General features: G+C 67.0%; 11 protein-coding genes. 9 read left to right on the forward strand and 2 right to left on the reverse strand.

Features of this window, described 5'->3' with window-relative positions; all coding sequences use genetic code 11:
- The first annotated feature begins 194 nt into the window (after positions 1-194).
- The 9 genes from kdpF (at position 195) to ASE30_RS26785 (ending at position 10,709) form a co-directional block, all read left to right on the forward strand.
- Positions 195-284 carry a K(+)-transporting ATPase subunit F gene (kdpF, locus tag ASE30_RS26745; RefSeq protein WP_035183859.1) on the forward strand — a complete coding sequence of 30 codons (90 nt, stop codon included), beginning with the start codon at positions 195-197 and terminating at the stop codon, positions 282-284.
- Positions 284-2,080 carry a potassium-transporting ATPase subunit KdpA gene (gene kdpA, locus ASE30_RS26750; protein ID WP_057287310.1) on the forward strand — a complete coding sequence of 599 codons (1,797 nt, stop codon included), beginning with the start codon at positions 284-286 and terminating at the stop codon, positions 2,078-2,080. Before kdpF ends, kdpA begins: the two co-directional genes overlap by 1 nt.
- A gap of 21 nt (positions 2,081-2,101) precedes the next feature.
- Positions 2,102-4,261 carry a potassium-transporting ATPase subunit KdpB gene (gene kdpB / locus ASE30_RS26755; RefSeq protein ID WP_057287311.1) on the forward strand — a complete coding sequence of 720 codons (2,160 nt, stop codon included), beginning with the start codon at positions 2,102-2,104 and terminating at the stop codon, positions 4,259-4,261.
- Between the two features lie 28 nt (positions 4,262-4,289).
- A complete protein-coding gene (kdpC, locus tag ASE30_RS26760; RefSeq protein ID WP_057287312.1) occupies positions 4,290-4,898 on the forward strand; it encodes a potassium-transporting ATPase subunit KdpC in 609 nt (202 codons plus the stop codon).
- A gap of 51 nt (positions 4,899-4,949) precedes the next feature.
- Entirely contained in the window at positions 4,950-7,736 is a 2,787-nt protein-coding gene (locus ASE30_RS26765; protein ID WP_057287313.1) for a sensor histidine kinase KdpD, read from the forward strand.
- A 13-nt stretch (positions 7,737-7,749) separates the two neighbouring features.
- Positions 7,750-8,442: a two-component system response regulator KdpE gene (gene kdpE / locus ASE30_RS26770; RefSeq protein ID WP_057287314.1), complete on the forward strand. Its 693-nt coding sequence runs from the start codon at positions 7,750-7,752 to the stop codon at positions 8,440-8,442.
- Between the two features lie 128 nt (positions 8,443-8,570).
- A complete protein-coding gene (locus ASE30_RS26775; RefSeq protein ID WP_057287315.1) occupies positions 8,571-9,341 on the forward strand; it encodes a TorF family putative porin in 771 nt (256 codons plus the stop codon).
- Positions 9,342-9,545: 204 nt separating this feature from the next.
- The gene (locus ASE30_RS26780) at positions 9,546-9,806 is read left to right on the forward strand and encodes a hypothetical protein (RefSeq protein WP_082601761.1); all 261 of its coding nucleotides are present in this window, start codon (positions 9,546-9,548) and stop codon (positions 9,804-9,806) included.
- Between the two features lie 3 nt (positions 9,807-9,809).
- Positions 9,810-10,709 (forward strand): 4-hydroxy-tetrahydrodipicolinate synthase, encoded by a 900-nt coding sequence (locus ASE30_RS26785; protein WP_057287317.1) that lies wholly within the window; start codon positions 9,810-9,812, stop codon positions 10,707-10,709.
- Positions 10,710-10,728: 19 nt separating this feature from the next.
- Here ASE30_RS26785 and ASE30_RS26790 read toward each other — a convergent pair whose 3' ends face one another.
- Both ASE30_RS26790 and icd read right to left on the reverse strand, forming a co-directional pair.
- A complete protein-coding gene (locus ASE30_RS26790) occupies positions 10,729-11,994 on the reverse strand; it encodes an O-antigen ligase (protein WP_057287318.1) in 1,266 nt (421 codons plus the stop codon).
- Positions 11,995-12,112: 118 nt separating this feature from the next.
- Positions 12,113-13,369, reverse strand: a complete 1,257-nt coding sequence (gene icd, locus ASE30_RS26795) for an NADP-dependent isocitrate dehydrogenase (protein WP_057287319.1) — start codon at positions 13,367-13,369, stop codon at positions 12,113-12,115.
- Positions 13,370-13,442: the final 73 nt, after the last annotated feature.

A 13,442-nucleotide genomic window follows, 5' to 3' on the forward strand; every position in this document is an offset into this window, starting at 1 on the left:
CCCCGTGTCCTGATTGGTCACCTCGCCTGCCCGGTGCGCATCCGCTTTCGCCGCGCAGGCCAGTCGTTCGAAGGGAGCCGAGCTCCCGGGAGGAAAAACGTGGATGTCATCTATATCGCCATCTTCGCCGTCATGGCCGGGCTGACCTTCGCCCTGCTCCGATTCTGCGAAGCCTTGTCCGTGGGAGAGCAACCATGAGCTGGCTCTACTGGCTGAGCGGCCTGACGGCCGCCTTGCTGTTCGTCTACCTGCTGGTGGCGCTGTTCAAACCGGAGAAGTTCTGATGACCGCCGAATTCTTCGGGCTGCTGGGTCTGTACCTGGCGGTCCTGCTTGCGATCGCGCCCTTCCTTGGGCGCTACATCCGCATCGCCATGGAAAACGGGCATTCCCGGCTGACCGCCTGGGGCCGCCCCATAGAGCGTGGCATCTACCGTCTGGCGGGTATCGACCCCCAGACCGAGATGGGCTGGAAGCGATATGCCCTGGCCGTGCTGGCCTTCAACATCATCGGCATCGTTGCGGTCTACGCCCTGCAGCGCATGCAGGGCCTGCTGCCCCTGAACCCCGCCGGCATGGGCGCGGTGTCGCCGGACTCCGCCCTGAACACGGCCATCAGTTTCGTCGCCAATACCAACTGGCAGGGCTATGGCGGCGAGTCGACGATGAGCTACCTGACGCAGATGCTGGCGCTGACGGTGCAGAACTTCGTCTCGGCCGCCACCGGCATCGCCGTGCTGTTCGCGCTGATCCGCGGGCTGGCCAGGCATTGCTCGGCCACCGTGGGCAACTTCTGGGCCGATATGGTCCGCTGCACGCTCTATGTGCTGCTGCCGCTGTCCCTGGTGCTGGCGTTGGCGCTGGTCAGTCAGGGCGTGATCCAGAACTTCAGCCCGTACCAGGAAGTTCAGACGGTCGAAGCCGTGCATTACGACCAGCCCGGCCTGGACGCACAGGGCCAGCCGGCGCTGGACGCCGAAGGCCGCGCGCTCACGGACTCCGCCGTCACCCGCACGCAGACCCTGGCCATGGGGCCGGTGGCCTCCCAGGAAGCCATCAAGCTGCTGGGCACGAATGGCGGCGGCTTCTTCAACGCCAATTCGGCGCATCCGTTCGAAAATCCCACGCCGCTGGCGAACTTCCTGCAGATGCTGGCCATCCTGGCGATCCCCGCCGCGCTGTGTTTCTCGTTCGGCGAGATGGTGGGCAGCCGGCGCCAGGGCATGGCGATCCTGGCGGCGATGACGGTGCTGTTCGCCGTGTTCGCGCTGAGCACCGCCTACTTCGAGCAGCAGCCCAATCCCATGGCGGCGCAGGCCGGGGCCGACAGCGCGCTCGGCGCCTCCTCGCCCGGCGGCAACCTGGAAGGCAAGGAAACCCGCTTCGGCATCGCCGCCACCTCGCTGTACGCCACCGTCACCACGGCGGCGTCCTGCGGCGCGGTCAACGGCATGCACGACTCGCTGACCGCGATGGGCGGGCTGTCGCCGATGCTGCTGATGCAACTGGGCGAGGTCGTCTACGGCGGCGTCGGTTCGGGGCTCTACGGCATGCTGGCCTTCGCGATCCTGGGCGTCTTCATCGCCGGCCTGATGATCGGCCGCACGCCGGAATATCTGGGCAAGAAGATCGAAGCCCACGACATGAAGATGGTGTCCATCGTCATTCTCGCCACGCCCTTGCTGGTGCTGGGCGGCACTGCCCTGGCGGTGTCCCTGTCCGCCGGCCAGGCAGGCGTGCTGAACCCGGGCATCCATGGCTACTCGGAGATCCTGTACGCCCTGTCTTCGGCCGCCAACAACAACGGCAGCGCCTTTGCCGGGCTGTCGGCGAACACGCCCTTCTACAACGTTCTGCTGGGCATCGCGATGTGGTTCGGCCGATTCGCCGTGATCATCGCGGTGCTGGCCATGGCCGGCTCGCTGGCGGCCAAGCGCCGGCTTCCCGCCGGCCCGGGCAGCATGCCCACCACGGGCCCCCTCTTCGTGGTGCTGCTGATCGGCGCCGTGCTGCTGGTGGGCGCCCTGACATATGTGCCCGCGCTGGCCTTGGGCCCGGTCGCGGAACACCTGCAACCCTGATGCAACAGGCTAGGAAAGAAAATGGCCAAGATTGAAATGCCAACTACCGGCGCCGGCGGCGGGGCCGCTCCCGCGGCTTCGGCCGGCACGCATGAACGTCCATTCGGCATGTGGTCGCGCTCGCTGGTCGGGCCGGCCCTGCTGGACAGCCTGCGCAAGCTGTCGCCCGGCGCACAGCTCAAGAACCCGGTGATGTTCGTGGTCTACGTGGGCAGCATCCTCACCACGGCGCTATGGGTCATGGCGCTACGCGGACAGGCCGAAGCCCCCGCGGGCTTCATCCTGGCGATCAGCGTGTGGCTGTGGTTCACCGTGCTGTTCGCCAACTTCGCCGAAGCCCTGGCCGAAGGCCGCGGCAAACAGCAGGCGGCGACCCTGCGCGGCCTGCGCACCACCATCGATGCCCGCCTGCTCAAGGGCTTTCGCGACGCCGACGCCCGCGACGCGCAACCCGGACAATGGCGCGGCCAGGCCGTCAGCCAGCCGTCCGGCCTGCTGCGCCGCGACGACGTCGTGCTGATCGAAGCGGGGGAAACCATCCCCGGCGACGGCCAGGTCATCGCTGGCGTGGCGTCGGTGGACGAAAGCGCCATCACGGGCGAATCCGCGCCCGTCATCCGCGAATCCGGCGGCGATTTCTCGTCGGTAACGGGCGGCACGCGGGTGCTGTCGGACTGGATCTTCGTGCGGATCGCGGCCGACCCCGGCGAGAGCTTCCTGGACCGCATGATCGCCATGGTCGAAGGCGCCAAACGTCAGAAGACGCCCAACGAACTGGCGTTGACCATCCTGCTCGTGGGGCTGACGGTGGTGTTCCTGCTGGTCGTCGTCACCCTGATGCCGTTCTCGATCTATGCGGTGTCGGCGGCGGGCGGCGGCGCGGCCGTCACGGTGACGGTGCTGGTGGCGCTGCTGGTCTGCCTGATTCCCACCACCATCGGCGGCCTGCTGTCGGCCATCGGCGTGGCGGGCATGAGCCGCATGATGAGCGCCAACGTCATCGCCACCTCGGGCCGCGCGGTCGAAGCCGCGGGCGATGTCGATGTGCTGCTGCTGGACAAGACGGGCACCATCACCTTCGGCAACCGCCAGGCCTCCACCTTCCTGCCCGCGCCGGCCGTGTCCCCGCGTGAATTGGCCGAGGCCGCGCGCCTGGCCTCGCTGGCCGACGAGACGCCGGAAGGACGCAGCATCGTGGCGCTGGCGGACAAGGCCATGCATGCGCCCGCCGCCCGCCTGGCCGGCGCCGAATTCGTACCGTTCACGGCGCAGTCGCGCATGAGCGGCGTGAACCTTGGCGAGCGCATGATCCGCAAGGGCGCGGTCGACGCCATCCAGTCCTGGCTGGCCACGCAGCACGCCACCGTACCCGAACAGGCGCTGCGCCTGGCCGAAGACGTGGCGCGGCGCGGCAGCACGCCCCTGATGGTCAGCGACGGCAACCGCGCGCTGGGCGTGGTCGAACTCAAGGACATCGTCAAGCCAGGCATCCAGTCGCGCTTCGCCGAACTGCGCCGCATGGGCATCAAGACCGTGATGATCACGGGGGACAATAAGCTCACCGCCGCCTCCATCGCCGCCGAAGCCGGGGTCGACGACTTCCTGGCCGAAGCCACCCCGGAAGCCAAGCTCAAGCTCATCCGCGCCTACCAGGCGGAGGGCCGGCTGGTGGCGATGACGGGCGACGGCACCAACGACGCGCCCGCGCTGGCGCAGGCCGACGTGGCCGTGGCGATGAATTCGGGCACCCAGGCCGCCAAGGAGGCGGGCAACATGGTGGACCTGGATTCCAATCCCACCAAGCTGATCGAGATCGTCGAGATCGGCAAGCAGATGCTGATGACGCGCGGCGCGCTGACCACGTTCAGCGTGGCCAACGACGTGGCCAAGTACTTCGCCATCATTCCGGCCGCCTTCGCCACGGTCTATCCGCAGCTAGACGTGCTGAACGTGATGGGCCTGACGACACCGGCCTCGGCCATCCTGTCGGCCGTGATCTTCAACGCGCTGATCATCGTGGTGCTGATCCCGCTGGCCTTGAGGGGCGTGCGCTACCGCCCGCTCGGCGCCTCGGTGCTGCTGCGCCGCAACCTGCTCATCTATGGCCTGGGTGGCCTGCTGGTGCCCTTTGCCGGCATCAAGCTCGTCGACATGGTCCTGGCCGCCTTGGGCTGGGTCTAGGCCCGGTCCTTACTGAAAGGAATTCATCATGAAACCCGCTTCCCCCCTGCCGCGCCAAGGCGGCATCCTGCGCCCCGCGCTGGTCGTCTTCGGCGCCCTGTCGCTGGTGACCGGCCTGGCCTATCCCTTCCTGACCAGCGGCCTGGCCGCCGCCGTGTTCCCCCACGAGGCCGCCGGTTCGCTGATCAAGCAGGACGATAAGGTCGTCGGCTCGGCGTGGATCGGCCAGTCGTTCACGTCGCCGCGATATTTCTGGGGCCGGCCGTCGGCCACCGCGCCCATGCCGTACAACGCGGCGGCGTCGGGCGGCTCGAACCTCGGCCCGCGCAATCCGGCGCTGGCCGAGGCCATCCAGGCGCGCATCGCCGCCCTGAAGGCGGCCGATCCGGACAACTCCGCCGCCGTGCCGGTGGACCTGGTCACCGCGTCCGGCAGCGGACTGGATCCCCACATCAGCCCCGCGGCCGCGGCCTACCAGGCAGCGCGCGTGGCGCGCGCCCGCGGCCTGCCTCGCGCCCAGGTCGACGCCCTGATCCTGGCCCACACCGACAGGCCCCTGCTGGCCGTGCTGGGAGATCCGGGCGTCAACGTGCTGGAGCTGAATCTGGCGCTGGACAAGCTGGGCGCGGCGCGCTGATGGCGCGGCGTATAGTGTTGCCAGCCGTTCCCTCCCTCCTCTTGCGCGTTCATGGCTGACATTGCTGGCGAGCGTCCCGATCCCGACGCGCTCTTGAAAACCCTGGACGACGCCGCCCGCCTGGCGGTGCGCGGCAAGCTGCGCGTGTACTTCGGGTCTTCAGCCGGGGTCGGCAAGACCTACGCCATGCTGGTGGCGGCCCGCGCGCAAGCCGCGCAGGGCATCGACGTGCTGGCAGGCATCGTCGAAACCCACGGCCGCCGCGAAACCGCGGCGCTGCTCGAAGGACTGGCCGTCCTGCCGCTCAAGGATGTCGCCTATCGCGGCCATGCGCTGAAGGAATTCGACCTGGACGGCGCCCTGCTGCGGCGGCCGGGCCTGGTCCTGGTGGACGAGCTGGCCCATTCCAACGCGCCGGGCTCGCGCCACGCCAAGCGCTGGCAGGATATCCAGGAACTGCTGGCGGCCGGCATCGATGTCTGGACCACGCTGAACGTGCAGCACCTGGACAGCCTGAACGAGGCGGTCGGCAGCATCACGGGGGTGCGTGTCTGGGAAACGGTGCCGGACGAGGTCTTCGACGCGGCCGACGAGGTCATGCTCGTCGACCTTTCCGCCGACGAGCTGCTGCGCCGCCTGAAGGAAGGCAAGGTCTATCTGCCCGAGCAGGCCCGCCACGCCACGCAGAATTTCTTTCGCAAGGGAAATCTGATCGCGCTGCGCGAATTGGCGCTGCGCCGCACCGCCGACCACGTGGACGACGACGTCCAGGCCTATCGCCGCGACCGCGCCATCGAATCCGTATGGCGCACGCGCGAGGCCATCGTCGCCTGCATCGGCCCCGGCGTCGACGCCGAATACGTCATCCGCAGCGCCCACCGGCTGAGCCAGCAGCTTGATTGCGATCTGCACGTCGTCACCATCGACACGCCGCGCGCGGCCCCGCCGCCGCCCGCCGAACAGGACCGCCTGCAGCACAGCCTGGCGCTGGCCGATTCACTGGGCGCCCGCACCGAAACGCTTGCTGGCGGCGACATGGTCGACGCGGTGGTGCGCTATGTGCGCCGCCACAACATCACCAAGGCGGTCGTGGGCCGCACGCGCGCCGGCGGCCTGCAGCGCCTGCGGCTGTCGCTTTCGGCCTTGCTGAACGCCGTCATGGCGCCGGGCTGGCTGTGGCGCCGCCATAGCTTTGCCGACATGCTGGCCGCGGGCTGCCCCGAAATCGACATCATCCGTCTGGGCGCGCCGGCGCTGCCCGCCCAGGCGGCGCCCGGACGCAATCCGCTCACCCTGGGCCGCCGCGCCCGCCAGGCCGCCGACGAACGCCCCGCGCCGCCCCTGGCCGGCTATGCCTGGGCCCTGTGCTATTGCGCTACCGCCACGGCGCTGTCCACGCTCGCCTTCCCGGCGCTGCATCAGACCAACATCGTCATGCTCTTCCTGCTGGCGGTGGTGGCCGTGGCGCTGCGCCATGGCCGGGGGCCGGCGGCGCTGGCCTCGGTCGTCAGCGTGGGGCTGTTCGATTTCTTCTTTGTCCAGCCGCTGGCGTCGTTCGCCGTGTCCGACGTGCAGTACCTGCTGACCTTCGGCGTGCTGCTGGGCGTGGGCCTGCTGATCGGCCAATTGACGGCCGGACTGCGGCTGCAGGCGCAAGCCTCGGTCAAGCGCGAGGCCGATGCGCGCAGCCTGTACGAATTCGCGCGGGAACTGTCGTCCGCGCTGCTGCCCGAACAGATCGTGGCCCTGGCCGGCTCGTTCGTGCATGCCACCTTCGGCTCGCGCTGCGCGCTCTATATCCTGGGCCTGGACGACCGCCTGAAGCTGGCCTCACCCGCCGCCGACGACATGCCGCCGCTGGAATCCGCGCTGGCCCAATGGGTCTACGACCACGGCCAGCCCGCCGGCGCGGGCACCTCCACCCTCTCCAACAGCGAACTGCTGTACCTGCCACTGAAGGCGCCCATGCGCACGCGCGGCGTGCTGGCGCTGGCGGCGCCGCGCCGCAGCCTGTTCACGCACCCCGATTCGCGCCGCCAGATCGAAGCCTATGCCACCCTCATCGCCATCGCGCTGGAACGCCTGCACTATGTGGAAGTGGCGCAGCAGGCCCTGGTCAGCATGGAATCCGAGAGGCTGCGCAACTCCCTGCTGGCCGCGGTCTCGCACGACCTGCGCACGCCGCTGACCAGCCTGGTCGGCATGACCGACACGCTGATGCGCCAGCAGGCCGCGCTGCCCGCGGACATCCAGGAAACCATCCGCGCCATGCGCGACCAGGCGCAGCGCATGCACGCGCTGGTCGTCAACCTGCTGGACATGGCAAGGCTGCAGAACCGCGACACGCCGCTGCGCCTGGAATGGCAATCCATCGAAGAGCTGGTGGGCGCCTCGCTTGCCGCCATGCGGGAACCGCTGGCCGCGCACCGGGTCACGGTGGCCAGCCTGTCGCGGCTGCCGCTGGTGGAATGCGACGGCGTGCTGATCGAACGCGTGCTGTGCAATCTGCTGGAAAACGCGGCCAAGTACACGCCGGCCGGCAGCACCCTGCACCTGCATGCCGGCGTGCGTGACGACGAGCTGCGCGTCGCGCTCAGCGACAACGGCCCGGGCGTGGCGCCCGGCGCGGAACGACGGATCTTCGAGAAATTCACGCGTGGCGAACGCGAGTCCTCCACGCCCGGCGTCGGCCTGGGGCTCGCGGTGTGCGAAGCCATCATCACGGCCCATCATGGCCGCATCTGGGTCGAGCATGCGCCGGGGCAAGCCTCCGGCGCGCAATTCGTCTTCAGCCTGCCGCTGGGCACCCCGCCCGCGATCCAACCCGAAACCCCTTGACCGCCCCTTTCACATGTTCGATTACCAGCCTGCCATCCTGATCATCGAAGACGACGCCAACATCCGGCGCTTTGTCCGCCAGGCCCTGGAAAGCGAGGGCTGCGTGGTTCATGAAGCCGACACCGTCAAGCGCGGCCTGATCGAGGCGGGCACCCGCCAGCCGGATGCGATAGTCCTGGACCTTGGGCTGCCCGACGAAGACGGCATGACGCTGATCCGCGAACTGCGCGGCTGGACCGAAGTGCCGGTGCTGGTGCTTTCCGCGCGTAGCGCCGAAGCCGACAAGGTGGCTGCGCTGGACGCCGGGGCCGACGACTACCTGACCAAGCCTTTCGGCGTCAGCGAGCTATTGGCCCGTCTGCGCGTGCTGTTGCGCCGCCATGCCAGGGGCGGCGCGGGCAATGCGGCCGAAATCACATTCGGCGACGTGCGCGTGGACTTTTCAAAGCGGGTCGTCGAACGCAACGGCCAGCACGTGCACCTGACCGCCATGGAATACCGGCTGCTGGCGGCCTTGCTGGCACATCGCGGCAAGGTCATGACGCACCGCGAACTGCTGCGCGAGGTCTGGGGCCCGTCGCACGTCGAAAGCAACCATTACCTGCGGATCTACATGGGCCATCTGCGCCAGAAGCTGGAAGCGGATCCCGCCCAGCCCGTATTCCTGCTGACCGAGATCGGCGTGGGCTACCGCTACGCGGGCTGAAGGCGCCGGCCGAACCCGGCTCACCCGCCGCCATTGATGCGGCCTTTACGCGGAACCCGCGAGTCTTGTCTCGCGCTTTATGCCAATCCTCCTATTGTTGCGGTCCCGTTCAACACCAGGAGCATTCCATGTCCCGCAATACCCTGGCCGCGCTTGCGCTGCTGACTCTGACCGCCACGGTGCAAGCTGCCGACATCCCCGCCGCGTCCGGGACTCCCGCCACGGCATCCGATTACACACTGACGGCCAACGTCACGCTGGCCAGCCAGTACCGCTATCGCGGCCTGATGCAGACCAACAACAAGCCCGCGGTCCAGGGCGGCTTCGACCTGACCCACGCCAGCGGCTTCTATCTGGGTAACTGGAACTCCAGCATAAGCTGGCTGAACGACAGCGACAGCGACGTCTCCGCCCCCGTGGAAATGGACTTCTACGGCGGCTACAAAGGCAATATCGCGGACGGCATGCCGGTGGACCTGGGTGTCCTGCGTTACTACTATCCGGGCGACTATCCGTCCGGCTACACCAGCCCGGACACCACCGAGCTGTACGCCGGCGTCGGCTACGGCCCGGTGATGTTCAAGTATTCCATCGCCATGACCAATCTGTTCGGCTTCGCCGACAGCCGTTACAGCCAGTATTTCGACCTGTCCGGCAATTTCGACACCGGCGTCTGGGGGCTGACCGTCAACGCCCACATCGGCCGCCAGAACGTGCGCAACGTCGACAACGGCTCCTACACCGATTGGAAGGTGGGCCTGACGAAGGACTTCGGCCATGGCCTGGCGATATCCCTGGCCTATCTCGACACCAACGCCGACCGCGCCGTCTACACCAATACGCGCGGCCGCGACATGGGCCGCGCCACCGGCCTGCTGTCCGTGACCAAGACGTTCTGAACACCGGCGGGCGTTGACGCGATTTTTACGCGCCCCGCCCGAATTTATCGGCAGGATTTACAGCGGGATTCCTATAGTGGAATCGTCATCCACCAACCCGATACGCGGATCGCCGCAAGCGGCGTCTTCGTCCCCCCTGCCATGATTCCCCGACTGGATCGCCGCCTCGACCGTACGCCCCAACAGCCTCCTGCCCCGCGCGCGGTGTCCCAAGCGCAAACCGTCGCGCTGACCGTCAGGATAGACACGTTGGACGCCCTGAACGTGCGGCTGGCGCTGCACCGCGAACTGGGCGGCCGCATCGGCGTCTACCTGCTGGCGGTGGACCATGCCCATGCGCGCAGCACGCTGCAGCTTCAATGCGCGCGCGGCGAACTGGACGCGCTGATGCTTGCCGTCATGCGCGGCCTGCCCCGGGCGGAATTCGGCCCGGTGCGCCCCGCCCTTGCCATCACGGAGCGATAAGCCATGGACATGCCGGCCAAGACGGGTTTCTCAGGCATCTGGCTGCCGATGGTGACGCCGATGCGCGGCGGATATGTGGACCTGGACGCCGCGCAGGCGCTGGCCCGCTACTACCGCAACGCCGGTATCGCCGGGCTGGTGCTGTTCGGTTCCACCGGCGAAGGCAATCTGTTGGCAATGCCCGAGAAGATCGACATGATCGAAGCCATCGCCAGTGACCCGGATGCGCTGCCGCTGGTGTTTGGCGCGGGCGGCGTGGACACGCGCGGCGTCGCGGCGGCGATCCGCCGCCTGGACAAGTACGCGCCCGCCGGCTACCTGGTGCCTCCGCCCTACTACCTGAGCCCTTCGCAAGCCGGCATCCTGTGGCACTACCGGCAGATCGCCTGGGCCACCGAACGTCCCATCATCCTGTACAACATCCCCAAGCGCGCCGGCGTAGCGATGACGGTGGAAACCATGGAGACGCTGGCCGCGCTGCCCAACTTCGGCGCGGTGAAGGAATGCAATCCATCGCTGCTGGCCACGCTGAACGCGCGCGGCACGCTGGACGCGCTATGCGGCGAAGACCTGGCGCTGCTGGACCACTTCCTGGCCGGCGGCCTGGGGGCCATTCCGGCTGCCGCCCACCTCTATCCAGAGCGCTTTGTCGAAGTCATGCAGCTTGCGCGCGATGGCCACGCGGAGGCGGCCCGAGAAATGTTCGAACCCCTGCGCGGCCTGGCGCGGCTGCTGTTCAGTGAACCCAATCCCGCGCCGATCAAGCGCGCGCTGGCCATGCAGGGACTCATCGCCGACGAATTGCGCATGCCGATGATGCCCGCCAGCCGCGAGCTCGGACCGCGGCTGCAGCGCGCCATGAGCATGGTCCAGGGATCGGCCAGCCGGCTGCAGACCGCCTGAGGGAGCTCCGCGCGCTGGCTCAGCCCCGGCGCGCGGGAAGGTCCGCGCCGCCTGGCCGCGCCGTGGTCAGCGCAATCAGCGCCACCACGATCAGCGAATACGTAGGCACGCTGCGCATGTTGCGGAACATCATTTCGGTCAGGCTGAATGCAAAGTAGCCCAGGCAGAACAACAACCCCAATTGCGCGCCCACCCTGATGACCCGGTCATTGCTGGCAAGCCTGCGGAAGAACACGAACGCCGGCAGCAGGTACAGCATCAGGACGCTGACCAGCCCCAGCACGCCGTATCCAGCCATTGCCGCGAGCATGTCATTGTGGGGTTCGCCATAGCCCTTGACGACTTCGGCGGACACGACGCCCTGCTTCTCCAGCAGCGCCAGTTCGCTGCGGAAATTGCTGGGTCCCACGCCCAGCACGGGACTCTTCTGGAACATCTTGACGGCCGCATGCCACAACTGCAGGCGGATGCCCAAGGAGGTATCGCGATCCGCCGATGTAGCGAAGTTCTGGACGTCAGCGGTGATACCCTGCATCCGGCTGCTGTAGTTCCAGATGACCGTGGCGCTTATAGCCAGCGCCACGACCAGTCCCGACGCGCAGTAAACCAGCTGCCGGCGGCTCCAGTGACGCAGGCCTAACAGGCAGACCAGGGCGAAGATGGGCAACAGCATCCAGCTGCTGCGCGTCTCCGACACCCAGGTCGCGTAGATGCTCAGCAATGCGACCAGCACCTTCAGGCCGGCCTCGGCGCGCGGCCAGCGCGTGCTGGGTCCCCAGCCTATCGTCAATAGTGACATCATGCCCAGCAGCAGCGTCATATTGGCGAAAGCCACGGCGTTGTAGCGTCCGCCAATGTCGACCACCGCGCTGCGGTCCAGCGTCTTCATGGTGATGATCAGCATGAGCGCCCCCGCGAGCGCGCCCGCCAGAATGGTCCACTGGATCTGCTTGAGCCAATGCTGAGGCGCTCTGAGCAACACCCAGAGCACGGGCACGGCCAGTGCGAAGCGCAGCAGTTTTTCGACTTCGGAACTGCTCCACCCGCCTCGCACGGCTGACGTGACGAACATGCAGGCCAGGGGCAGAAGCAGCGCCAGCGCGACGGGCCACAAGGCCCGGAAATCCATGGGTTCATAGCGCCGGATTGCGTTGGCCGCCAGCGCGACCAGCGCGATCAACCCGGTCAGGTAGACAATGGCTGGCCCGCCGACAGCGCTGGTCAAGGCCAGCGCGGGAACCAGAAGCACAAGCCATACCGTCAAAGATACGTACAGTCGGGGCACAACTCTCAACCTGAAAAGGACAACGGAAGCGCAACGCGCATCATGCTGATTGATTGGACAAAACCCGCCAGCCATGACGGCGGGCGGGTTTCGCAGGACGCGTGGAAAGAACCGCGGCTTACATGTTTTCGATCATTACCTGGCCAAAACCCGAGCACGACACCTGGGTCGCGCCTTCGAGGAGGCGCGCGAAATCATACGTGACCTTCTTGGACAGGATGGATTTCTCCATGCTGGAGATGATCAGGTCGGCAGCCTCGGTCCAGCCCATGTGGCGCAGCATCATTTCAGCTGACAGGATCTCGGAACCGGGGTTCACGTAGTCCTTGCCGGCATATTTCGGCGCCGTGCCGTGGGTGGCTTCGAACATGGCGACGGAATCCGACAGGTTCGCGCCCGGGGCGATGCCGATACCGCCCACCTGCGCGGCCAGCGCATCCGAGATGTAGTCGCCATTGAGGTTCAGCGTGGCGATCACGTCGTATTCGGCCGGGCGCAACAGGATCTGCTGCAGGAAGGCGTCGGCGATCACATCCTTCACGATGATCTCGCGGCCGGTCTTGGGGTTCTTGAACTTGCACCACGGGCCGCCGTCGATCAGTTGGGCGCCGAATTCCTTTTGCAGAAGCTCGTAGCCCCAGTCACGGAAGCCGCCTTCCGTGAACTTCATGATGTTGCCCTTGTGCACCAGCGTCAGCGACGAGCGGTCGTTGTCGATGACGTATTGGGCCGCCTTGCGCACCAGGCGCTCGGTGCCTTCGCGCGACACGGGCTTGATGCCGATGGACGAGGTGTTGGGGAAGCGGATCTTCTTCACGCCGAGCTTGGTCTGCAGGAACTGGATCAGTTCCTTGGCCTGCTCGCTTTCGGCCATGTATTCGATGCCGGCGTAGATGTCTTCCGAGTTCTCGCGGAAGATCACCATATTGGTCTTCTCGGGTTCGCGCACCGGGGACGGCACGCCCTTGAAGTACGCCACGGGGCGCAGGCACACGTACAGGTCGAGTTGCTGGCGCAGCGCCACGTTCAACGAACGGATGCCGCCGCCCACCGGCGTGGTCAGCGGGCCCTTGATGGAAACCACGTAGTCTTTGACGACTTCCAGGGTCTCGTCGGGCAGCCACACGTCCGGGCCGTAGACCTTGGTGGCCTTCTCGCCGGCGTAAACCTCCATCCAGTGGATCTTGCGCTTGCCGCCGTAGGCCTTCTGCACCGCCGCGTCGACGACCTTGATCATCACTGGCGTGATGTCGGCGCCCGTGCCATCACCCTCGATGAACGGAACGATGGGCTGTTCAGGCACATTCAGCGAAAAATCGGCGTTGACCGTGATCTTCTGGCCGCCAGCGGGAACCTTGATATGTTGGTAGGACATGAATGCTCCATTTGCTCCGGGTGGTTATTCTGCGCGCGCCGGCATCGGAAAGCGTCCGATTCCGCGGGTAATT

The sequence above is a fragment of the Achromobacter sp. Root83 genome (assembly GCF_001428845.1).
In the GTDB taxonomy this organism is placed as follows: domain Bacteria; phylum Pseudomonadota; class Gammaproteobacteria; order Burkholderiales; family Burkholderiaceae_B; genus Achromobacter.